Source organism: Fontimonas thermophila, assembly GCF_900113085.1.
Classification (GTDB): domain Bacteria; phylum Pseudomonadota; class Gammaproteobacteria; order Nevskiales; family Nevskiaceae; genus Solimonas; species Solimonas thermophila.
Map to the genome: position 1 here is coordinate 65,786 of NZ_FOOC01000007.1, position 21,793 is coordinate 87,578.

At 67.8% G+C, this 21,793-nt stretch carries 16 protein-coding genes; 7 read left to right on the top strand and 9 right to left on the bottom strand.

Translation table 11 applies throughout. From position 1 onward, the window contains the following. Positions 1-16: 16 nt before the first annotated feature. From bcsB to BMZ48_RS08365, 3 genes are read left to right on the top strand one after another with little or no spacing between them, the layout of a single operon-like run. Positions 17-2,275, top strand: coding sequence for a cellulose biosynthesis cyclic di-GMP-binding regulatory protein BcsB (bcsB, locus tag BMZ48_RS08355; protein WP_159431132.1), 2,259 nt, complete (start codon positions 17-19; stop codon positions 2,273-2,275). Then, on the top strand, positions 2,272-3,414 hold the full coding sequence (bcsZ, locus tag BMZ48_RS08360) for a cellulose synthase complex periplasmic endoglucanase BcsZ (protein WP_159431133.1): 1,143 nt from the start codon (positions 2,272-2,274) through the stop codon (positions 3,412-3,414). Before bcsB ends, bcsZ begins: the two co-directional genes overlap by 4 nt. Continuing rightward, positions 3,411-6,872, top strand: coding sequence for a cellulose synthase subunit BcsC-related outer membrane protein (locus BMZ48_RS08365; RefSeq protein ID WP_159431134.1), 3,462 nt, complete (start codon positions 3,411-3,413; stop codon positions 6,870-6,872). The genes bcsZ and BMZ48_RS08365 overlap by 4 nt, the downstream gene beginning before the upstream one ends. Here BMZ48_RS08365 and bcsG read toward each other — a convergent pair whose 3' ends face one another. The 6 genes from bcsG to BMZ48_RS08390 are packed head-to-tail and all read right to left on the bottom strand — an operon-like array spanning position 6,873 to position 13,684. Continuing rightward, positions 6,873-8,411, bottom strand: coding sequence for a cellulose biosynthesis protein BcsG (gene bcsG, locus BMZ48_RS08370; protein ID WP_091533804.1), 1,539 nt, complete (start codon positions 8,409-8,411; stop codon positions 6,873-6,875). 12 nt (positions 8,412-8,423) lie between these two features. Further along, a complete protein-coding gene (gene bcsA, locus BMZ48_RS08375) occupies positions 8,424-10,961 on the bottom strand; it encodes a UDP-forming cellulose synthase catalytic subunit (RefSeq protein WP_091533807.1) in 2,538 nt (845 codons plus the stop codon). Next, on the bottom strand, positions 10,958-11,779 hold the full coding sequence (bcsQ, locus tag BMZ48_RS08380) for a cellulose biosynthesis protein BcsQ (RefSeq protein WP_234981579.1): 822 nt from the start codon (positions 11,777-11,779) through the stop codon (positions 10,958-10,960). Before bcsQ ends, bcsA begins: the two co-directional genes overlap by 4 nt. Beyond that, the gene (locus tag BMZ48_RS13185) at positions 11,677-11,913 is read right to left on the bottom strand and encodes a hypothetical protein (RefSeq protein WP_234981580.1); all 237 of its coding nucleotides are present in this window, start codon (positions 11,911-11,913) and stop codon (positions 11,677-11,679) included. Before BMZ48_RS13185 ends, bcsQ begins: the two co-directional genes overlap by 103 nt. After that, positions 11,910-13,478, bottom strand: a complete 1,569-nt coding sequence (locus BMZ48_RS08385; protein WP_091533812.1) for a BcsE family c-di-GMP-binding protein — start codon at positions 13,476-13,478, stop codon at positions 11,910-11,912. Before BMZ48_RS08385 ends, BMZ48_RS13185 begins: the two co-directional genes overlap by 4 nt. Continuing rightward, a complete protein-coding gene (locus BMZ48_RS08390; protein WP_200769572.1) occupies positions 13,475-13,684 on the bottom strand; it encodes a cellulose biosynthesis BcsR family protein in 210 nt (69 codons plus the stop codon). The genes BMZ48_RS08385 and BMZ48_RS08390 overlap by 4 nt, the downstream gene beginning before the upstream one ends. A gap of 151 nt (positions 13,685-13,835) precedes the next feature. Here BMZ48_RS08390 and BMZ48_RS08395 point away from each other — a divergent pair, with 151 nt between their 5' ends. Then, entirely contained in the window at positions 13,836-14,357 is a 522-nt protein-coding gene (locus BMZ48_RS08395) for a CC0125/CC1285 family lipoprotein (RefSeq protein ID WP_091533923.1), read from the top strand. On the opposite strand, the gene BMZ48_RS08400 is transcribed toward BMZ48_RS08395, so the two are convergent. Then, positions 14,354-14,881: a nuclear transport factor 2 family protein gene (locus BMZ48_RS08400; RefSeq protein ID WP_091533818.1), complete on the bottom strand. Its 528-nt coding sequence runs from the start codon at positions 14,879-14,881 to the stop codon at positions 14,354-14,356. The two genes, BMZ48_RS08395 and BMZ48_RS08400, sit on opposite strands and share 4 nt — an antisense overlap. 98 nt (positions 14,882-14,979) lie before the next feature. Beyond that, entirely contained in the window at positions 14,980-16,353 is a 1,374-nt protein-coding gene (locus BMZ48_RS08405; protein ID WP_091533821.1) for a WS/DGAT/MGAT family O-acyltransferase, read from the bottom strand. A 125-nt stretch (positions 16,354-16,478) separates the two neighbouring features. On the opposite strand from BMZ48_RS08405, the gene BMZ48_RS08410 reads away from it, so the two are divergent. Further along, complete coding sequence (locus BMZ48_RS08410; RefSeq protein ID WP_091533924.1) at positions 16,479-18,767, top strand: Tex family protein; 2,289 nt, start codon at positions 16,479-16,481, stop codon at positions 18,765-18,767. Positions 18,768-18,801: 34 nt separating this feature from the next. On the opposite strand, the gene BMZ48_RS08415 is transcribed toward BMZ48_RS08410, so the two are convergent. After that, positions 18,802-19,371 (bottom strand): DUF2946 family protein, encoded by a 570-nt coding sequence (locus BMZ48_RS08415; protein ID WP_091533824.1) that lies wholly within the window; start codon positions 19,369-19,371, stop codon positions 18,802-18,804. 161 nt (positions 19,372-19,532) lie between these two features. Between BMZ48_RS08415 and BMZ48_RS08420 the strand changes: the two genes are divergently transcribed. Together BMZ48_RS08420 and BMZ48_RS08425 are read left to right on the top strand one after the other, a co-directional pair. Then, positions 19,533-19,817, top strand: a complete 285-nt coding sequence (locus BMZ48_RS08420) for a hypothetical protein (protein ID WP_143383663.1) — start codon at positions 19,533-19,535, stop codon at positions 19,815-19,817. A 163-nt stretch (positions 19,818-19,980) separates the two neighbouring features. Next, positions 19,981-21,768, top strand: a complete 1,788-nt coding sequence (locus tag BMZ48_RS08425) for an acyl-CoA dehydrogenase C-terminal domain-containing protein (RefSeq protein WP_091533829.1) — start codon at positions 19,981-19,983, stop codon at positions 21,766-21,768. Positions 21,769-21,793 lie beyond the last annotated feature (25 nt).

Below are 21,793 nucleotides of genomic sequence, written 5' to 3' on the forward strand. Positions count from 1 at the left end.
GTCCAGGGGAGACATCGTGAATCCCGTGCCCGTCGTGGTGACCGGCCTGCGTGTTCTGGCACTTCTCGCCATCGTCTTGGGGTGTGTGCATCAACCGGTCTGGGCTGCGTCCGTGTCCGATACCGGCCAGGGGTCTTCGACGGCGGTCGAGACACGCACGCTGCGCATAGCGTTTTCTGATCTGGGGGTACGCGGGTCGGCGTCGCTGCGTGGTGTCGATGGCCGGCTGTGGCTGCCGTTCGGTATCCGGCTCGACGAAGTGGTCACCGCGGCTCGACTGGACCTGCGGTACACCTACTCGCCGTCCTTGCTGCCGGAGCTGTCGCATCTGCGCGTGGCGATCAACGATCAGGTCATCGCGGCGCTGCCACTGCCGCAGGAGCAGGCCGGCACCGAAGTGCATCGCACGCTGGACCTCGATCCGGCCTATTTCACCGACTACAACCAGCTACGCCTGGATTTCATCGGTCATTACACGCGTGACTGCGAAGATCCGGCGCATACCAGCCTATGGGCCGCGATCAGCGACCGCAGCGTGCTCGAGCTTAAGCTCGCGCCGCTGCCGGCGGCGCCGGATCTGGCGCAGTTGCCCGCGCCGTTCTTCGACCGCCGCGACAACCGGCGTCTGGAGTTGCCGGTGCTGCTGCCGCCGCAGGCCGAAACCGAGATCCTGCGCAGCGCCGGCATCGTCGCCTCATGGTTCGGGGCGCTCGCGGACTATCGCAGCGCGCGTTTCCCCGTCCTGACCGAGGGCCTGCCGGATCGTCCGGCGCTGGTGTTCGCGACCAACGCCCGGCAGCCGACGGCTCTGCGTCTCGATCCGGTCGAAACCCCGACCCTGCGCTTTTTGCGCCATCCCGCTCCCGACGATCCACGACAGCGGGTGCCGCTGCTGGTGTTCCAGGGACGTGACGCGGCGCAGCTCGAGCAGGCCGCGCTGGCCCTGGTGCTGGGCCAGGCGGTGATGACCGGTGATACCGTGCGCGTGACCGCCGTCGATCCGGGCGAGCCACGGCCGGCGTACGACGCCCCGCGTTGGGTGCGCACCGACCGGCCGGTGCGACTGGCGGATCTGGTGGACGATCCATCCGAACTCCAGGTACAGGGGCGCGCGCCGCGGCCGATCAACATCAACCTGCGACTGCCGCCGGATCTGCTGACTTGGAACCGCAGCGGAGTGCCGGTCGATCTGAAATACCGCTACACACCGCCGGCGACGGCGGACGGCTCCGTGCTGACGGCGAGCATCAACGGCCAGTTGATCCGGGCGTTCGCCCTGCGTCCGCAGGGCGGCCCCGGCGGCAGTGAACGCCTGCTCGTGCCGGTGCTCGGCGAGCCGCTCGCCCAGGAGGCGAGAGAGTTGCTGATCCCGGCGTTCCAGCTCGGCGCCGACAACCGCCTGCAGTTCCAGTTTTCGTTCGAAGAAGAGCGCAGCGGGCAGTGCCGCAGCGTGTTCGACGACCCGGTGCGTGCGGCGATCGACGCCGATTCGACGATCGATCTGACCGGTTTCCCGCATTATGCAGCCATGCCGGATCTCGCGCTGTTCGCCAATGCCGGTTACCCGTACACGCGCTATGCGGATCTGGCACAGACCACGTTCGTGCTCCCGGCCTCTCCGCAGCCCAGTGATGTGGAGACCCTGCTGTTCCTGCTCGGGCGCATGGGACGCGTCACCGGCGTGCCGGCGACACGGTTCGGGGTGCACGTCGGTGAGGATGCCCCGCCTGCGGATCGTGATCTGCTGCTGATCGGCGACGGTTTGCTCAAGCGCTGGTATGCCGAGCGCAAGCTCAAGCTCGCCGATCCGGCGCGGGAATTCCTGGCACCACCGCCCGCACGCAGTGCGCGCGAGAATCCATTGCAGGCAACGCTGGTTGCGGCATCCGACCGGCGTGTCGCGATCGAGGCGCGAGGCACCATTGCCGCGCTGCTCGGCTTCGAATCGCCGCTCGCCCGAGGACGGAGCGTCGTGGCCTTTTCTGCCAATGACGCGGAAGGACTGCGCGCCCTGGTCGATGTCCTCGAGGATCCGGGCCGTGTCGGCCGCATCCGCGGCGATCTTGCAATCGTGCGCGGGGGCGAGATCGCCAGCTATCGCGGCGAGCCGACCTACTATGTCGGTACGCTGAGCATATGGCGCAAGCTGTGGTTCCACCTCGCGCAGCATCCACTGCTGTTGCTGCTGCTGTCGGTGGCCGCGGGCGTTTCCCTGGCTCTCGTGCTTTATGCCTACCTGCGCCGCGTTGCCGAACGCCGGCTGGGCGAGGAATGAATCGGCTGCATGCGGCGTGCGCCGCGGCGGTGCTGCTGTGCGCCGGATTCGCGGCGCAGGCCGATGCGCACTGTGGCACGTGGCCGGAGTGGGAACAGTACGCACGCACGTTCATGAGCACGGACGGCCGCATCATCGATCCACACAGTCCCCGGCAGCACACGGTGTCCGAGGCCCAGGCCTATGCGATGTTCTTCGCGCTGGTCGGCAACGATCGCCGGCGTTTCGAGACCCTGCTGCAGTGGACCGAAAACAACCTCGCGCAGGGCGATCTGACCGCGCACTTGCCGGCCTGGCAGTGGGGGCGGCGTGACGATGGCAGCTGGGGCGTACTCGATGCCAATCCCGCCTCCGATGCCGATCTGTGGATGGCCTATGTACTCGCCGAAGCCGGCCAGTTGTGGCAGCAGCGGCGTTACCGCGTGCTGTCGGCAGTGCTGGCGCAGCGCATCCTCGATCAGGAAGTCGCCGACCTGCCGGGCCTGGGTCAGACCCTATTGCCGGCGCCCACCGGGTTTGTCAGTGACGCCGGCTGGCGGCTGAACCCGAGCTACGTGCCGATGATGCTGCTGCGCCGCTTGCATGCGCTACGGCCGCAGCAGGGCTGGGACCGCCTGCTTGAATCTACGCGGCGTCTGATCACTGAGTCGGCTGTACACGGCTATGCGCCGGACTGGGTGCTGTGGCGGCACAGCGGCGGATTTGCGCCAGACGCACAGACCGAAGCCCGCGGCAGCTATGACGCGATCCGTGTCTATCTGTGGGCCGGCATGCTCAACGCCGCCGATCCGGCGCATGCCACGCTGGTGGAGCGCTTGACACCGATGCTCGCGGCCACGCGTGCCCGTGGCGCGCCGCCGGAGCGCATCGACACCCGCGATGGGACAGCTACCGGCGACGGCAATTTCGGTTTCGCGGCGGCCTTGCTGCCGTTGAGCGTGAGCGCCGGCGACACGACGCTCGCCGCACGGCTCGCCGAGCGGGTTCGCCGCGAGGCTGCGCAGGCGCCAGACTGGTATTACAGCCAGTCGCTGCGTCTGTTTGGCGAAGGCTGGTATCGGGGCTGGTACCGCTTTGCGGCCGATGGCCGTCTGCTCCCTGCATGGGAGAACCGTTGCACGGTCGGAGGTTCGCGATGAGGTGCATCGCCAGTCTGTTGATGGTCATCGCGTTGGGGTCGCTTGCGTGGGGTGCGGCGGCCGCATCCGACCAAGACCAGCCCCTCGCCCAGGAGATGTCTGCAGCCGAGCGTGAGGTCTGGCGCAGTGCCTGGACCTGGGAGGCCCGTGGCCGCGGGGATCTTGCGCGCGCCGCCCTCGACAAACTGCTGCGCACGCGGCCGCAGGACGTGAACCTGATGCTGGAGATGGCCTTGATCGAGCTGCGCGCGAACCGCATCGAGGCCGCGCAGGACCTGCGCGCGCGCATCGCATCCCTGGCACCGGGCAGCGCGGCGCTCGCCGAGCTCGACACCGCGATCCGCGTGCTTGGCCGCGAGCGCATCCGCCTGGCCTCGATCCGCCGGCTGCTCGAGGTCGGCCGGCCGGAGGAGGCGCTCGCCGAACTGCGTGCGCTCTTCCCGGAGGGGCCGCCGGGACACACGCTCGGACTCGAGTACTGGCGCATCGTCGCCGATACCCCCGGCGGCTGGACGGCGGCGCGGGATGGATTCGCTGCCTTGGTCGCCGCATGTCCGACCGATCCGCGCTATCGATTGGCGCTCGCCCGTCACCTCACGCGCCAGGCGGCGACGCGACGCGAGGGTTTACAAATGTTGATGGCGCTGAGTGCGCGCGAGGATTTGAATCGCGATGAGCTCATCGCAGCCTGGCGCGCGGCGCTCGACCGTGCCGCTCCGCAAGAGGTCAGCGCCGCGATGCTGCGGCAGTTCGCGGCCCTGGTGCCCGACGATGCCGAGGCCCAGGCCTGGGCGCGGGCCGGGCGCTTGCCGGCGCGTGCGACCGCCTACGCCTCTGGAGAAGAAGTCATCGACTGGGCATTGCGGCGGGCGCAAACGGCGCTTGCCCTGGGAAAGCCCGATCTTGCGCTGATGGAGCTGGAGGCTGCCGATGCGCATTCCAATCCGTTGGCGGTTGCCCGCCTTCGCGTCGAGGCGCTGCTCGCGCTGGAGCGGTTCAACGCGGCGATGGCGGTGATCGATGTGCTGCGCCCGGCCGACGCCGATGCCCGCGCCGAGCAGGCACGATTGCGTGCGCAGGTGCTCGCCGCCCGGGCCCGCGCGCAGCTCGCACGCGGCGAGCGCGCCGCCGCACTGCGCGATCTGGAACAGGCCGTCGACTTGCAGCCGGCAGATCCGTGGCTGCGCTATACACTGGCCAGGCAGTACGCCGCGCTCGGTGTCGCCGACGAGGGCGAGCGCTTGCTGCGGGAGCTGGTGCAGCGCCGTCCGCGGGATGCCGATGCGCGCTTCGCGCTCGGGCTGTATCTCGAACATATCGACCGTCTGCGCGAGGTACCGGCCGTGCTCGCGCCAATCGCGCCGCAGGCACGCAGCGACGGGATGCGCGCGCTGGAGGGCCGTGCGCGCATCGCCATCGCGCGCGAGCAAGCCCGCGCCGCACTAGATGCCGGACGGTACGATGCCGCTGTCGAGATTCTGGCGGCAGCGGAGCCGTATGCGACCGACGCCGGGCGGGTGCAGGCACTTGCCTACGGCTGGATCGATATCGACCGCGCCGATCGCGCACGCGCGCTGGTCGAGCGTGCGCTCGCCCAGACGCCGGATGACATCGATCTGTTGCTGGTTTACGTGCGCGTGCTTGCCGCCGCCGATGCGCCGGATGCCTATGCGGCGGCGTTGCAGCAGCTCCGCGCGCGCACCGATCTGCCGGAAGCGGCGCAGATCGAACTGGACCGCCGTCTGCGTGAGGTTCGGCGTGCGCACATCGCCGATCTGCGCCGCAGTGGGGATGCCGCGGCAGCGCTCGCCGCTGCCGATGCCGAACTCGCCGCCGACCCGGACCCGCAGATGCGTGACATGTTGCTGCGCGAGCGTGCGGCCGCTCTAGTGGCCTTGGAGCGGCCGGCGGCGGCGCTTGCCGACTATGCCGAACTCCTCGAGCGTGCCCCGGACGATGCCGCGCTGCGGCTCGATCAGGCCGAGGCACTGGAGGCGGCTGGCCGCCGTGCGCAGGCCAAAGCCGCGGTGCGCGCGGCGCTGGCACATATTCCGGTCGATCGGATCGATCTGCGCCTGCGCAGCGCCCGGCGGCTACGGGCACTGGGTGCGTACGACGAGGCGGCGGAGTTACTCGCCGCGCTGCGCGCCCAAGTGCCCGACGATGCCGGCGTGCTCGAGGAATCGGGCTGGCTTGCCCGTGCGCGCAGAGATTACGCCGCGGCGCGCTCGTTCTTCCTGGCCGCGCAGTCGCGCCTGCCTGACAAGCCGGTGCTCGCCGAGGCCATCGCTGCGATCGACGCGCGCCGCCAGCGCTGGATCAGCGCCGGCTTTGATATCGAGACCAAGCCCGGGGAGCCCGGCATTTCCGATGTGCGCACGGCGCAGTTGCCGGTCGAGTGGCGCTGGGCGCGCGGATATGACGGCCACTGGTTCGGGCAGATCGACTCCGTGGATCTTGATGTGGGTCGCCTGCCGGCCGATTACGACAGCGCGGCGCTCTACGGCACCGTACAGGCGAACGGCCCCGCCGCGCTGGCGAGCTTCCCGGATGGTTTTGTACCGCGTGCGCGCGGTACGGCCGTAGGTGTCGGTTACGAAAACGACGACTTCCGCGTCGATCTGGGGACGACGCCGCTGGGATTCACGATCGAGGATTGGGTCGGCGGCGTGCGGCTGTTCGCGCAGACTGGTGCGATCGATTGGTCCTTTGATGTTGCACGCCGGCCGATGACGAGCAGCCTGGTCGCCTATGCCGGCGCACGCGATCCGGTCTCGCCGCGCGTCTGGGGCGGCGTGCGGCGCAACGCTGCCGCCGTGCGCGCGGCGTATTACGGACCGCGCCATAGCGCGACGCTGACCCTCGATGCCGCGCGCCTGACCGGACGCGATGTCCCGGACAACGATTATTTTGGTCTGCGCGCGAGCTATGACTGGCGCATCGTCGATCGGCCGTCCGACCGCGTTTTCATCGGCCTGACTGCGACGTTCTGGGACTATGCCTTGAACCAGCGTTTCTATACCTATGGCCACGGCGGCTATTACAGTCCGCAGACGTATCTAAACATCGGCTTGCCGGTCCTCTGGCAGGGCGCACGCGGACGCTGGACTTACGAGTTCGGCGCGACACTGGCGCATTCCCGCAGCCAAGAGGACGCCGCACCGTTTTATCCGACCGATCCTGTGCTGCAGGCCCAGGCGCAAGGCGCACCGTTGCCGGCCGGGTTCGATGCCCCGGTTTACGACGGTGGCCGCGGTGCTGGCTGGGGATATGGACTGCGCCTGGCCGTCGAGCGGCAGCTCGATGCGCGCTGGGCGCTGGGGTTGCGCGCAGCGCTCGACCGCTCGGATTTCTACGAACCGGAGTTCGCCACGCTGTATCTACGCCGCGTCTTCGACGAGGCCGGCGGCGTGTTGCGCGATCCGCCGCGACCGCCGCGGCGCTATGCCGATTACTGATCAGTCGAGCGGCGTCCAGCTACCATCCGGTGTGCGCATCTGGAAGCGGTTGCCGACGCGCATGACGACGGTGCCCTCGTTTTCCGCAACCGGCTCGGTCGTCGGCAGGCCGGCGAGCTGCGGCCCCAGCCGGCCGCCACTGGCATAAGGATTGTCGGCGAGCAGGCGGGACAGCAGCTCGAACAGGCCCAGATAACTCATCGGCTGATCGACGATTTGCTGGGGTGCGGGCGCATCCGAGCCGCCGAGCAGCGCAAGGCCGGCCGGCACATGCGTGATCGCCCAGGTCGGGATCTCGCGCAGGCCGGACATCTGACGGCGGTCGCCGCGCAGCGCAGCGCCGTGCTCGGGGATGAACACGATGACGACACGGCGGCCGGACTGCGCGACCAGGTCGAAGAAGCGGTTGAGATCGTCGAGCAGGCTCCGCAGCCGCCGGGCGTAGCTGTCGTTGACGTCGCGGGGGCGGTAGCCCTCGATGCGGTTGCCGTCGTGCAGACTGGCGCCGTTGTAGAACAGGGCGACGCGTTCGGCCGGCATACGCAGGCGTTTCTCCCACCAGTGCGCAAGCACATCGAAGTCGCTCAGAATCGGCAAGCCGTCGAAGGCGCGCTGCGTCACCTGCGCCGCCGGATCGAGCTGTATGGTCGCAGCGACGCCGAGATTGCGCGCGACATCGCCGCGGAAGTCGCCGAAGACGCCGTTGTGGTTCATCTCCCAGTGGATTGCAAAGCCGAGCCGTTCGAGCTGCCGGAACACCTGGCATTCCGGCTGCGGCGGGTCATACAGCGCCGCGTGACGGGGCTGGCCACAGGCCCCACGCAACACGCGGATCGCCGCCGGGCCGCTGTAACTCGCCGCGGTGTTGAACTCCGTCATCAGCACGTTCAAGCGCTGAATCAGCCGGTCATCGGTCATGCCGACGAGCTTCATGTCATCCCAGGCCAAGGAGCACAGGTGTAGCACCACGATGTCGAACGCCGGGCCGCTGACGGTGCCCGGAAAGACCACGCGGCGATTCGCCTCGCTGGCGAAGAAGGTATTGAGGCGCGCGGTCAAGGTCTCGCGCGTGAGCGTCTGTACGGGTTCCGCAGCGGTTCCGGCGACGACGGTGGGAGGGTGGAGCAGGGCCTGCGCCAGTGGCACCAGTGGCGTGGTCAGCATCCCGATCAGCGCAATGGTGCTCATGCGCAGCCGGTGGGCGAGCAACAGCCACAGCAGCACGACAACGGCCGTGCCACCGAGTATGGCCGGATTGATCAGACGCACGACCAGTTCGAGCAGGTAGTCCCAGGAAAACGCAGCCAGATTTCTGCTGCTTTCGAGCAGGCGCGTAAACGGCGGGAAATGGCTCTGGCGGTAGAGCAGGGCGATGGCTGCCGGTACGGCGATGCACAGCCGGGCGATCCGCAACACGCGCATCTGCAGCGGCCAGGCTACGAGCGCGAACAGCACGAGATTCGGCCACAGTTCGAAACGGATGCTGCCGCTGTAGAACAGGAACAGCGCAATCAGGAAATAGCAGCTCCAGAATCCCATGGCGCGTAGTGCTCAGACGGTAGTGGGGCGGAAGAGGAAGCGCAGGGGCGGTAGCAGATCGATCAACACGCCGGCGCCATTGCGCAGCAGCCGCGTGTATGCCCCCGCGCCGAAGCGCAGCACCTCGATCAGGCTGGCCAATGGGCGGTCGTCGGGCGTGGCGTCGTTCCAGCCGAGCCAAGCGTCGGCGCGGCCGAAGGTGCAGGCGATCAACGTGCGCTCCTGATCGAGGGTGAGCGGCGCAAAACGCAGGCCGATCCGACGGCCGCGCTGGGCGGCGATCCGCGCCGGGAACACGTGCTCGCGCGTCCCGTCGTTCAGCCCAACCCCCAGATCCTGATCGCGCGGAATCGGAATGTTTTCCGCAAGCGCGAGTCCCAGACCTTTGATCGCGTAGTCTTCGGTGCGGCAGGCGAGGGCGCGGCCGTCGGGCAGGTACAGCGTGGCCGGAATGCGCAGTGGCACGCGATGGGCGGTGCGCACCTGGCGGGTTTCCGCCGCCACGCCGAGGGCCGCGCCGAGCATGATCAGGTTGTACACGGCCCAGGCGAGGTTCATCAGCACGGTGCCGGGCTCATCGGTGTTCCACCAGAACAGGCGCACGATGCCGAGTGCAAGACCGATCAGGTTGGCGGTCGCGAGCAGCGTATAAGGCAGGGCGATGCGCCAGTCGAAGTAGTCGCGCTCGACCAGCCCGCCCTTGGCGGTGACGTTGAACGTGCCGGCGCGCGGATTGATCAGGGCGAGCGTCGTCGGCCAGGCGATGTACCAGGCCAGCACCGTCTCGTAGGCCTCGGCCCAGAACGAGTGCCGGTAGCGGCCCTGCATGCGCGAGTTGGCGATGCCGGCCTGGAACAGGTGCGGCAGAACGTAGACCGCAATCGTCGTCGCGGCCGCGTTGATCACGTGCAGCTCGGCATACAGATAGGCCAGCGGTGCGGTCAGGAACACCAGCCGCGGCAGGCCATGGAAGAAATGCAGCATCGCGTTGGCATAGCACAGTCGTTGCAGCAGGCTCAGCCCGCGGCCAAACAGCGGATTGTCGAGTCTGAAGATCTGCGCCATGCCGCGTGCCCAGCGGATGCGTTGGCCGATGTGCCCGGACAGGCTCTCGGTGGCCAGCCCCGCCGCCTGGGTGAGCTTGAGGTAGGCGGTGTTCCAGCCGCGCCGGTGCAGCTTGAGTGCGGTATGCGCATCTTCGGTCACGGTTTCGACGGCGATGCCACCGATCTCCATCAGCGGTGCGCGCCGCAGCACCGCGCAGGAACCACAGAAAAAGGTCGCATTCCACAGGTCGTTGCCGTCCTGGACCAGACCGTAGAACAGGCTGCCCTCGTTCGGTACCCGGCGGAAAGTGCCGAGGTTGCGCTCGAACGGATCCGGTGAGAAGAAGTGGTGCGGTGTCTGCACCATCGCCAGCTTGGGGTCCTGGAGAAACCAGCCGACCGTGGCTTGCAGAAACGAGCGCACCGGCATGTGGTCGCAGTCGAAGATCGCGACCAGCTCACCGTCGGTCTTGCCCAGCGCGTGGTTGAGATTGCCAGCCTTGGCGTGTGCATTGTCGGGCCGGGTCATGTAGCGCGCGCCGCAGGCCTGTGCGAATTCGCGCATTGCTTCGCGCCGGCCATCGTCGAGGATGTAGACGCGCAGCTTGTCCGCCGGCCAGTCCATGTTCAGCGCGGCCAGCACGGTCGGTCGCACGACATGCAGAGGTTCGTTGTAGGTCGGGATGAATACATCCACGGTCGGCCACAGTCTGGGGTCGGCCGGTAGCGGCGCAGGCTTGCGGCCGAGCGGCCAGGCATTCTGGATATAGCCGAGCACGAGGATCAGCCAGGTATAGCATTCCGCGGCGATCAGCCCCATGCCGAAGAACCATTCCAAACCGGGCTCCAGATCCAGCGTGGAGGTCAGCCGCCACCAGATGTAGCGGCTCGATGCGGCGAGCGAGAAGCAGACGAGGATCAGGGTCGCGGCATTGCCGGGCAGGCGGCGGATCACCAGTGCGCTGATCCACATCAGCAGAAACAGGGCGAGCTGCTCGTGCGGAGCAAGAGGCGTGGTTGCACACAGGGCGAGCAGCACGGCCGTGATCACGGCCACAGTGATGCCGACCGGCCGCGGCATTTTGCGGAGGCGTTCGGCCGCCGCGGTCAGCACTGCATCGGCGCGCCGGAAATCTTGACGGTCGAGCCAGCGCTCGAACCACCACAGTGGCAGCAGTAGTGTGCGTAGGAGGGTCGCGCCGGCTTTGGCGACAACCATCAGCACCCGCAGCAGATAAATGCGCGCGGCCAGACCGTCTGCGGCAGGCAGCGGCGCCTGTTTGAGCAGCAGCGCGCGCACCCAGTTGCGCAGCGTCCACGGCATCTGCACGCCGAGTGCCTGCGCAAGCCAGTGCAGCGGGGGCGTCAGCACCGCCTGGAGCCATGCGGGTAGCGGGCGCGCCTGCGTCGGCGGCAGCAGGAACAAGGCCCGCAACCACGTGCGCCAGCCAGCGCCAGGCTCGATGCCGAGCGCATCTGCGCAACGCCGCAGGACGGAGTTCATGGGTGCGCCTCGTCGATCGTGCGCAGCAGCCAGCTGCACAGATACTGCAAATCCTCCGCCGCCTGGCTGTAGGGTGCATCGTCGAGCAACGCGCGGTTACGCGCCAAGGCCTCGGCCACCGCGGCATCGCGGTGCACGACGCTGCGCACAAGGCCGACGCCCAGCCGTTCGCGCAACAGCAGCAGTACGTCCTGTTGCACGGTGCGCTGCGGCTCGAAGGCGTTGACTACATAGTGCGCGCGTGCGGCGCCAGGTGTGGGCAAGCGGTCGAGCGCGGCATAGGCCACCGGTTCGGCCACGAGCACGGTCAAGACGTGATCGGCCGTGGCCGCTGCGTGCCAGGCGAGCGGCGACGGCAGGCGGGGGGTATCGACCAGCACGACCGTATCGTCGGCCAGCGCGGCCTCGTCCAGGCGGCTGCGCAGCCAGTTCGCATGTGTGACGAGCTGCTGTTCGAAGTGCAGCAGTGCCGATGGATCGAGGATCCCGAACGGTACGACGCGCACCCCTTCGGAATTGGCCAGTGCGGTGCGCGTCCAGTCGTCGGTGGTGGCGATACCGTGCGCCGGCTGCGTTTCGGCGCCGAGCTGCTGGGCGAGCAGATTCGCCGGATCGAAATCGACGGCGAGCACGGGCCGGCCGCGCCGGTGCAGGGCATCGGCCAGACCGGCGACCAGCGTGCTGCGGCCGCAGCCGCCGCTGGTGGAGACGAGGCTTACGACGACGATGGCGGTGCTCCCGGAGGATGGGGATGGTCGGATGGCGGTGCCGGTTTGCGCTCGGTGGGCACATAGGGTGCCAGAAGCACCGGTCGCCAGGCCCGTCCGAGCAGGTAGCGTCGCAACCGGCGCAAGCGCGGGTGCCAGCGTCTGGGCCGCACCACGGCATGCACGGCAAGGCCGCCGGCGAGGCCGCAGAGCAGACCGAGCAGGGCCAGCAGTGCCGGGCTCATGCGGATGCCGTCTTGCGCGGCAGCGGGGCCGGCTGCACGGCACGGATCGCCGGTGAAACCGGTGCCGCAGCGGTAGCGGTGTCGATGGGCGGCGGTTGTGCTGCGCGGGCGACGAGGGTATCGAGTGCGGCGAGGATTGCCGCCGGCTCGGTGTAGCGGATCTCGTCGTCGAACAGGGTTTCGATGGGGCAGGACAAGACATGCGCCAGCGCCTCATCGACGTGTTCCGGCCAGCAGGCGTACAAGAACAGGTGCAAGGCGTCAGGCTCGACACAGAACAGGTCGCCGTTGCGCACTGGGCGGCAGCACGCGCGGGCCTCGTCGGGACCGGTGCCGGGGGCGAAGCGCAAACTGATCAGCGCGCAGGCCAGCCCGGCCGCCTCGGCCTGTTGCGTCAGCGCGCACACTTGTTCGGCGAACGCCACGACACGCCGTTCCCCGCCGACGGCTGGCGGCAGCGCGCTGCGCAGCGCATTTTCGAAATCCACATCCAGGGGGCGCGTGAACGGCTGTTCGCGATGGGCAGCGACGACGTCGGGCGCGTGCTCGTCGGCGCCGATGATGGCATTGGCACCCAGGGTCAGCAGCATTTGCGCCTGGCCGATGCGCAGACGGTAGCCGCATTCACGCACGAACAGCCGTACCCCGCGACCGCAGCGCTGACGCAGGCGGTGGAGGCGCCGCGCCAGCGGTCGCAGTGCCTGGGCATCGTCGATTGCGAAAATGCAGCTCGCGGCGATTGCGTTTGCGGCAGCGTCCTCGACCGCGGCCGCGTCGACGAGCACCTGCCAGTGCGGTGCGGCACCGTACGCCGCGCGCGCATCGACGTAGACGTGCTCGCGGTCTGGCGCTTCGCGGATGCGCCGGCGCCAGTGCTCGGTTTCGGCCACTGGATCCGGCGGGCAGATGAGCCGGCCCGGACCGACGGTCTGCATGCGCAGCAGATGCGATCCGCGGGCGGCGTCAAAGCCGGCCCAATGCCGGGTTTCCCAGCCGGCGTCGCGGCGGTCGCCGTGGATCAGGGCGAGTCCGGCGAGTGCCGGGGCATGTGCCGCGAGCCGCTGCGCATGCGCCTCACCATCCGTATGCTCGCCCAGCACCAGCACCAGGCAGGAACGGCACATGCGCGCCCAGCCGTGGTAGAGCCGGACGAAACCGGCCAGCGCCCTTGGCGGATCCCAGCGCAGCGCATCGTTGGCGGGTGACAGCCAGACCATCGTATCGCTGGCGCAGCCAAAGGCGTCGAGCTCATCGAGCAGCTGCGCCGGCCCCAACCGTGCGGCGCGTGCGCTCTGCGCCGTCCAGCCGAACAGGCACAGACTCCCGCGGCGGTGGGCGCGTACTGCGTCGATGCCGCCGCGGGTCAGCGCCGCCGCCGTCGCCGCCGGGTCGCGGGTCACCAGGGCGATCCGGCGCTTTTCCGCCAGCGCCGAGCGGGCGGCGCACACGGCGAGATCCTGGGCCAGATCTGCGTCGGCGACGGACAGGGCATAAAGCTTGCCGGTCTGCAGCACGCCGAGCGGATCCGGCAGGCCGTCGATATCGATCCGGCACAGCCGCGTCATGTGCGCCCGCCCTGATCGAGGCTGGCGGGGTGATGGCGCTGGTGCAACGCCCGCAACCACGGCCAGCGGGCCAGGGCGTCGCGAAGGGCGGCACGTCGGCGCAGGTCAAGGTAACGCAAAGGATCGCGGCGCGCGATGTAACGCTCCAGCGCGGCTATGTCATCAGCGACCATTCGATCTGGCTGCATCGGAGTGGCCTTGCCCAAGCCGGGATCCGTGTACGAGCGTGCAGACTCTTTGTGCATCCGTGTACCGTTCGCATCGGTACTTTAAGCGATCACGCGGGCTTGCCTGCCCGTCATGCTCGGCATGCCATGCGGCATCGCCGCCGAATACACGCACAGATGGAGTACCGGAATGATCTTATTTAGATCCTTTCTTCCCGTCACGCTTCTAGCCGTCGCGCTGCTCGCCGGCTGCGCAACCGCCACGCCGTATCAGCCGATGACGAATGGCTACGGTTATACCGAGCAGCGCCTGGAGGCGGACCGCTTCCGGGTCAGTTTTCACGGCAATGACCGTACCACCTATGACGTCGTGGCGGATTACGTGCTCTACCGGGCTGCCGAGATCACGCTCGCCAACGGCTACGATCATTTCGTTGTGATCGACCGCTCGACCGAAGGCCGGCAGCAGCCCGGCGGCGGGCCGAGCGTGGGCGTCGGGCTCGGCGGCTTTCGTATCGGCGGCAGCGGTGGTTTTGGCATCAACATCGGTACGAGTGTGCCGGTCGGGAGTGGCGGCGATGCATACCGGGCCACGATCGAGATCCAGTTGCGCAAGGGCGACAAACCGGCGGACGATGCGCAGGCCTTTGATGCGCGTGCGCTGAAAGCCAGCCTCGAGCCGCGTATTCGCCGGGCCGGCTCCTGGCTCTAGTCTGGCAGCTTGCGCTGGAGCATCGCGATGAGCCTGCGCTTCATCGGCACCACCCAGTTGGCCTTGAGTGTGGGCGACAGCAGCCCGGCATCTTCGAGTTCGTCGCACAGATGCATCTGGTGGGCGAGGTCGAAGAGGTCGAGCTGGTAGGTGAACAGCCCGTCGTCGCCGACGGTGATGAAGGACACGCCCGGGGTCTGGAAGTAGCTGCCGTCGGCACGCCGGCCGGGACCGCGGTTCCACCAGTGGGTGATGATGCGGTTGCCGCAGATGGCGTAGCGCTCGATCGGAAAGCTCCAGCCTTCCCAGCCGACTTTCATGTCGCGGCCGTAGTGTGTCGCGCGGATTTCATCGCGCGAGGTTGCGCGCACCCGCATCGCGCCGCCGTACTCGCAGACGTATTCGCAGTGTTCCGCATAAAACGCATCGGCGATCCATTCCCATTCGTTGCGGGCGGCGGCTTGCTCGAATGCTCGGGTCAGCGCGGCGGCGCGTGCTTCGACCTGCGCGGGGGTGAGGGCCATGGGCGTGCTCCTGGTGCGGTGCCGATGGCATCGTTGTGCAGGCGCGGCGATCCGGCCTCGTCCATGTGCAGGATGGAGGGTGAGATCCGGCCCCCGCGTCAGGACTGCGCCGTCAGTTCTGCGAGCGCATCGCGGCTGTAAACCGCCAGGCGTTGCAGGTGCGGCACGGTGTCGCGGCAGCCGGTGAAGCCGAAGTTGAGCGTATCGACGTAGCTGACCACGGTGATGTTGAGGCCGTAGCCATGGAAGGGGATCGACAGCGGGTAGTAGGCATCCATGCGAAAACCGCGGAAATACAGCGGCGTGGTCGGCCCCGGTACGTTGGAGATGACGAGGTTGAAGGCCGGGCGCACGCGGCCGACCGCGCCCGGGATCTGCGATAGCAACATCGGTGCCATCAGCAGCGCGCTGTATTGCAGGATGCCGGCGCGGGTCATGCCGGCGAGCTGGGCCTTGGCTTCGCGCGTCGAAGCGATGATGCGGCGGAGGCGTTCGACCGGGTCCGCCACGTCGGTGGCCAGGGACGCGAGAATCGCGCCGACGGCATTGCCGCCGCCGGGATCACCCTTGGGGCGGATGTTGACCGGCAGCATCGCGGTCAGCGGCCGCTGCGGTAGCGCGTCCAGCTCCAGCAGCAACCGGCGCAACGCGCTCGCGCACAGGGCCAGCACGATGTCGTTGAGCGTGCCGTCGTACTGCTTGGCCACCGCCTTGAGACGGTCCACCGGGAATTGCTGGGTGGCAAAGCGGCGGTTGCGGCTGATGCGGCGGTTGAGCAGCGAGCGCGGCGCCTGCATCGGTGCGACCAGATCTTTGTTTTTCTTGCCCAGCGTATGGGCCAGCGCTTTGGCGACGTTGCGCGTCGTGCCCAGTTGCTCGCGCACGAGCGCAAGCAGCGCCTCCAGCGTCGGTGGCGGGTTGGTGTCGCGAGACTCGCGCGAGGGTGGTTTGCGCGCGAAAAACATCGGGGTGTCGCGTTCGCCGGGATCGTGCGAGAGGCTGCGCGACAGCAGCTGGATGCCGGTATAGCCATCGACCAGGGCATGGTGCACCTTGAAGTACATTGCAAAGCGCCCGCCCTCGAGTCCTTCGATCAGGTGCACTTCCCACGGCGGCCGGTGGAAGTCGATGGCGTGGCTGTGCAGGCGCGACACCAGGATGCCGAGTTCGCGTTCGTCCCCGGGCGCCGGCAATGCCGACCGGCGGATGTGGTATTCGACGTCGAAGGCCTCGTCCTCGATCCAGGCCTGCAGCGGATGGGCGATGAAGTTCGGGTGACGCAGCTTCAGGTTCCACGGCGGATACGCCCGCGCCTGCGCGCGGATCTCGTCCATCAGGCCACGCAGCCAGTGCGCCGGTGCATCGGCAGGCGCAGAGAACGACATCAGCGCGCCGACGTGCATCATCGATTCGCGCGTCTCCGCCGCGAGGAAGGTCCAGTCCAGCGGGTTCAGACGTTTGGTCGTTCCCATGAGATTCTCCGTTGTGGCGCAGGCGGGGTTCGTCGGGGCCATCTTAATCTGACCTGAGCGACCCGGTTGGCAGCGCCGGTTTGGCGCGCTAAGGTCGCCGGCCTTTGTCGACTGCCGCCGTTTTCATGTCTGCCGACCGTATCGTCCGCACACTGTCTGCCGAGCTCGCCGCCCACCCCCAGCAGATCGAGGCCGCCATCGCCCTGCTCGATGGCGGCGCCACCGTGCCTTTCATCGCGCGCTACCGCAAAGAGGCGACCGGCGGGCTCGACGATACCCAGTTGCGCCGGCTCGAGGAGCGCCTGGCGTATCTGCGCGAGCTGGAGGAGCGGCGCCAGGCCGTGATCGCCTCGATCCGCAGCCAGGACAAGCTCACCGCCGAGCTGGAAGCGCGGCTACTCGCGGCCGCGACCAAGGCCGAGCTGGAGGATCTCTACCTGCCGTTCAAGCCCAAGCGCCGCACCCGCGCCGAGATCGCGCGCGAAAAAGGCCTAGGTCCTCTCGCCGAAGCCTTGCTTGCCGACCGCAGCCTGGTTCCGCTCGCCTGCGCTGCCGCCTTCGTGAACGAACAGGTGCCGGATGCGAAAAGCGCGCTCGAAGGCGCTCGCGACATCCTCACCGAGCAGTTCGCCGAGAATGCCGATCTGCTCGCATCCCTGCGCGAGTATCTGCGCGCGCACGCCGTGCTGCGCGCACGGGTGGTCGAGGGCAAGGAGCAGATCGGCGCCAAGTTTGCCGACTACTTCGACCATCGCGAGCCTTGGGCGCGCGTGCCAAGCCACCGTGCGCTGGCGATGATGCGCGGGCGCAACGAGGGCATCCTGACGCTGGAGCTGGAAATCGATGCCGACGATCCGGCGCCGGTGAAACCGGTCGAACGGCTGATCGCCCGTGCCTATGACATCGCCATCGGCAGTGGCAGTGACTGCGATGCCTGGTTGCTCGAGGTGGTGCGCTGGGCGTGGCGGGTGAAGCTGTCACTGGGTCTGTCGGTGGATTTGATGATCGAGCTGCGCGAGCGTGCCGAAGCCGAGGCGATCCGCGTGTTCGCGCGCAATCTCAAGGATTTGCTGCTGGCCGCACCGGCGGGCTCGCGTGTGACGATGGGGCTGGATCCGGGCATTCGCACCGGTGTGAAAGTGGCCGTCGTCGATGGCACCGGCAAGCTGCTGGCGGCGACGACGGTGTATCCGTTTGCGCCGCGCAACGATGTGCGCGCTGCCCAGGCCGAGCTGGCGCGGCTGATCCGGGTGCATGGCGTCGAGCTGATCGCGATCGGCAACGGCACGGCCAGCCGCGAGACCGATCGGTTCGTCGCCGAGCTGCTCGCGGCGCTGCCGTCGCCGAAGCCGATCAAGGTCACGGTCAGCGAGGCCGGCGCTTCGGTGTATTCAGCCTCGGCGATCGCTGCAGCGGAGTTCCCGGATCTGGACGTCTCGCTGCGCGGTGCGGTGTCGATCGCCCGGCGCTTGCAGGATCCGCTCGCGGAGCTGGTCAAGATCGAGCCGCGCTCGATCGGCGTCGGACAGTACCAGCACGATGTCGATCAGCAGCATCTGGCGCGTGCGCTCGATGCCGTCGTCGAAGATGCGGTCAATGCCGTTGGCGTCGATCTCAACACCGCCTCGGCACCGCTGCTGGCCCGGGTTTCCGGTTTGGGCACGGCACTGGCCGAGGCCATCGTCGCGCACCGCAATACCGCAGGTCCGTTCCGCAGCCGCCGCGATCTGCTCCAGGTTCCCCGTCTGGGGCCGAAGACGTTCGAGCAATGCGCCGGATTTCTACGCATCCGCGACGGCGACGAGCCGCTCGATGCATCGGCGGTGCATCCGGAAGCCTATGGACTTGCCCGGCGGATCGCCGACGCATGCGGACGCGACGTGCGCAGCCTGATCGGGGACAGCGCGCGTCTGCGCAAGCTCGATCCACATGTTTTCGTCGATGCGCAGTTCGGTTTGCCGACGGTGCGCGACATCCTCGCCGAGCTGGAAAAACCGGGACGCGATCCGCGGCCGGAGTTCCGTACCGCGCGATTCGACGACAGCGTCCACGATCTCGCCGATCTGCGTCCGGGCATGGTGCTCGAGGGCACGGTGACCAATGTCGCGGCGTTTGGCGCTTTCGTCGACATCGGCGTTCACCAGGACGGTCTGGTGCACATCTCGGAGCTCGCCGACCGTTTCGTCCGCGATCCGCATCAGGTGGTCAAGGCGGGCGACGTCGTCCGGGTGCGCGTCATCGACGTCGATCATCAGCGCCGGCGCATCGCGTTGTCGATGCGCAAGGGCGGTGCCGACGCACGGTCAGCCACCGGTGCCGCTGCGCGCGGCGGGCACGGGCGCGCCGCATCCGGTACCCCAACGCCGGGCACGCTGGGTGCGGCGCTCGCCGAAGCGCTGCGCAAGCGCAGCTGACGGAGCCCGGCGGCCGCCGTCAGGGAGCAGGCATTCACGCATCGGGCTGCGGATCGCGCACGAACCCGAGCACCTGTGGCGCCGCATCAAAATCGAGCCGGAATAGCGGCAGCGTCGTGGCGCCGATCCGCAGCGACAGCGGGGTCTGCGTTCCCGACGGCTGCGCCAGCGCAGCGGCGAGCGCCGCTTCATCGACGTTGGCGTCCGCGCAGGACAGGTGGTCGAGCAGCCAGTCGAAGTCGTGGTCGTCGAGTGCGCCGGGGCCATGCTCGGTGGCGAGCAGCAGTGTGCCGTCGGCATCCAGATACGCGGCCTGGGGACGGGTCACGGCCAGGCCGGTGTGCGTGATCAGCCCTGCGCCGTCGCTGCGCAAGACCAGTGGCGCGTGATCGAGGCTCACGTAACCGCGCTGGGGACCGTTCTGGAAAAACCAGCGGCCGCGAGCATCGGCGGCGTAATTACGGTTGATCGTGTCGATGATCTGCGGGCGCGTGATGATTTCGCCGCGGATGCGCCAGCGGCCGCGCCGGTCCAGCCGCAGCCAGCCGTACAGCGCCGGCACGTTCGGCCACTTCTGCAGGGCGCGTCGGACCCAGTCTTCCATGCTCCGATTTTCGCATGCTGGTGACGGAAGTCTGGCAATCCCCGGGCAATCCCTGTGTGCTTTGTCAGCGAATGCTGACAGCGCCGCTCGGTGCGAACACGGACCCCGGCGCGAATCCGCCGGTGGACAATGATCGCAGGTCCATCGAGGAGGAAACGATCGTGTCGGTCCCGATGCCTGCCGCCGTCCCCGCACGTCCGGAGAGCCAGTGGCCGATCGGTATCCGCCTGCGCTTTCGCATGGATGCCGAGCTCAATCCGCAGTACGAGCGCCTGCGTGGCAAGCCGGTGCTGGTGCTGTCCGGTCTGCGGTTGCTGGGGCCCAGCCCCGACGGACGCTACTCGTGGCGCCAGCAGGTATTGGCCTTGACCACCGGCACGATCGGCTGGGCGCGCCCCGACCAGCTCGGCCTGCCGCTCGACGGTGAGGCTCCAGAGGCATTCTAAAGGGCTGCGTCGGCGGCAAGAGGCGGTTGCCGGGCGCACGGCCGTTCGCAGGCCGGCGTCTTGGGTGGACCGCGCGGGCGCGGCTTCCCGTGCCGTGCGCGTGCCACCTGTCACGGGGATGGGTTACGCTGCGGTCCGGTCATTGCATCCGCCGGAGCCGTCCATGCCCCGCTACATCCCGCCGCTGCGCGACATGAAATTCGTTCTGCACGAGATGCTCGAGGTGGAAAAGCATCTCGCCAAGCTGCCGCAGCACGCCGACATCGACGCGGCGACCATCGACAGCGTGCTCGAGGAGGGCGGCCGGTTCTGCGCTGAGGTGCTGTTTCCGCTGAATCAGGTCGGTGACCGCGAGGGTTGCACTTATCACGGCGACGGTGTCGTCACCACGCCCACCGGCTTCAAAGACGCATACCGCCAGTTCGTGGAGGCCGGCTGGCCGTCGCTGGGCGCCGATCCGGAGTACGGCGGGCAGGGTTTGCCGCACGTCGTGCACAGCGCCTTCATGGAGATGATGAACTCCGCGAACCAGGCGTGGAGCATGTATCCGGGGCTGTCGCACGGAGCGTACAACGCGCTCAAGGCCTTTGGCACGCCGGAGCAGAAATCGGTCTATCTGCCCAAACTCGTGTCCGGGCACTGGACCGGCACGATGTGCCTGACCGAAGCCCATTGCGGTACCGATCTGGGTCTTCTGCGCACGCGGGCCGAGCCGCAGAGCGATGGCAGCTATGCGATCACCGGCACCAAGATCTTCATTTCCGCCGGCGAACACGATCTGGCGGAGAACATCGTCCACCTGGTGCTCGCGCGTCTGCCGGACGCACCGGCCGGCACCAAGGGCATTTCACTGTTCATCGTGCCGAAGTTCCTCCCCGACGGACATGGCGGCATCGGCGCGCGCAACCGCGTCAAGTGCGGATCCATCGAACACAAGATGGGGATTCATGGCAACGCCACCTGCGTCATGAACTTCGACCAGGCCAAGGGCTGGATGGTTGGCGCACCGAACAAGGGCCTGAACGCGATGTTCGTGATGATGAACAGCGCGCGTCTGGGTGTGGGCATGCAGTCGCTGGGGCTTGCCGAATTCGCCTACCAGAACTCGCTCGCCTACGCCAAGGAACGCTTGCAGTCACGTTCGCTCAGCGGTCCCAAGTACAAGGACAAGCCGGCCGATCCGATCATCGTCCATCCCGACGTGCGCCGCATGCTGCTGACGCAGAAGGCCTACGTCGAGGCGGCACGCGCGTTCACCTACTGGGCGGGCCTGGCGATCGACCGCGAGCACAAGCACCCGGACGAGGCCGTGCGCAAGGACAATGCCGATCTGGTCGCGCTGCTCACACCGGTGGTCAAGGGCTTCATCACCGACAATGGCTACGAATCGACGACGCTGGCGATGCAGGTGCTCGGCGGCCACGGGTACATCACCGAGCACGGTCTCGAACAATGCGTGCGCGATGCGCGCATCAACATGATCTACGAGGGCACCAACACGATCCAGGCGCTCGACCTGCTCGGCCGCAAGGTGCTCGGCGACATGGGCGCCAAGCTGATGAAGTTTGGCAAGGTGATCCAGGATTTGGTGAAGTCACATGCCGGCGATCCCGCGATGAAGGAATTCACCGATCCGCTCGCCGCGCTCGCCACCGAAGTGCAGGCGCTCACCGCCGAGATCGGCCAGAAGGCGATGAAAAATCCGGACGAAGTGGGTGCGGCGGCAGTGCCCTATCTGCGCATCATCGGTCATCTGGTGTTTTCGTTCGCATGGTGCTACGCCGCCGGAGTGGCGATGAAAAAGCTGGACAGCGGTGATCCGTTCTACAAGGCCAAGATCACCACGGCACGGTTTTATTTCGCCAAGCTCTATCCGGAGACCGCCGGCTTGATCCGGCAGGTGCGTGCCGGTGCGGCGCCGCTGATGGAGCTGGAAGAGGCATTGTTCTGATCCGACGTTCTGATCCGACGGGGTG

What these genes read in the sequence shown, in the direction of transcription:
- bcsZ (WP_159431133.1), top strand. Translation starts at nt 2,272, where the DNA reads ATGAATCGGCTGCATGCGGCGTGCGCCGCGGCGGTGCTGCTGTGCGCC.
- BMZ48_RS08410 (WP_091533924.1), top strand. Translation starts at nt 16,479, where the DNA reads ATGTCTGCCGACCGTATCGTCCGCACACTGTCTGCCGAGCTCGCCGCC.
- bcsG (WP_091533804.1), bottom strand. Translation starts at nt 8,411, where the DNA reads ATGGGATTCTGGAGCTGCTATTTCCTGATTGCGCTGTTCCTGTTCTAC.
- BMZ48_RS08385 (WP_091533812.1), bottom strand. Translation starts at nt 13,478, where the DNA reads ATGACGCGGCTGTGCCGGATCGATATCGACGGCCTGCCGGATCCGCTC.
- BMZ48_RS08425 (WP_091533829.1), top strand. Translation starts at nt 19,981, where the DNA reads ATGCCCCGCTACATCCCGCCGCTGCGCGACATGAAATTCGTTCTGCAC.
- BMZ48_RS08405 (WP_091533821.1), bottom strand. Translation starts at nt 16,353, where the DNA reads ATGGGAACGACCAAACGTCTGAACCCGCTGGACTGGACCTTCCTCGCG.
- BMZ48_RS08395 (WP_091533923.1), top strand. Translation starts at nt 13,836, where the DNA reads ATGATCTTATTTAGATCCTTTCTTCCCGTCACGCTTCTAGCCGTCGCG.
- BMZ48_RS08415 (WP_091533824.1), bottom strand. Translation starts at nt 19,371, where the DNA reads ATGGAAGACTGGGTCCGACGCGCCCTGCAGAAGTGGCCGAACGTGCCG.
- bcsA (WP_091533807.1), bottom strand. Translation starts at nt 10,961, where the DNA reads ATGAACTCCGTCCTGCGGCGTTGCGCAGATGCGCTCGGCATCGAGCCT.
- BMZ48_RS13185 (WP_234981580.1), bottom strand. Translation starts at nt 11,913, where the DNA reads ATGAGCCCGGCACTGCTGGCCCTGCTCGGTCTGCTCTGCGGCCTCGCC.
- BMZ48_RS08400 (WP_091533818.1), bottom strand. Translation starts at nt 14,881, where the DNA reads ATGGCCCTCACCCCCGCGCAGGTCGAAGCACGCGCCGCCGCGCTGACC.
- BMZ48_RS08365 (WP_159431134.1), top strand. Translation starts at nt 3,411, where the DNA reads ATGAGGTGCATCGCCAGTCTGTTGATGGTCATCGCGTTGGGGTCGCTT.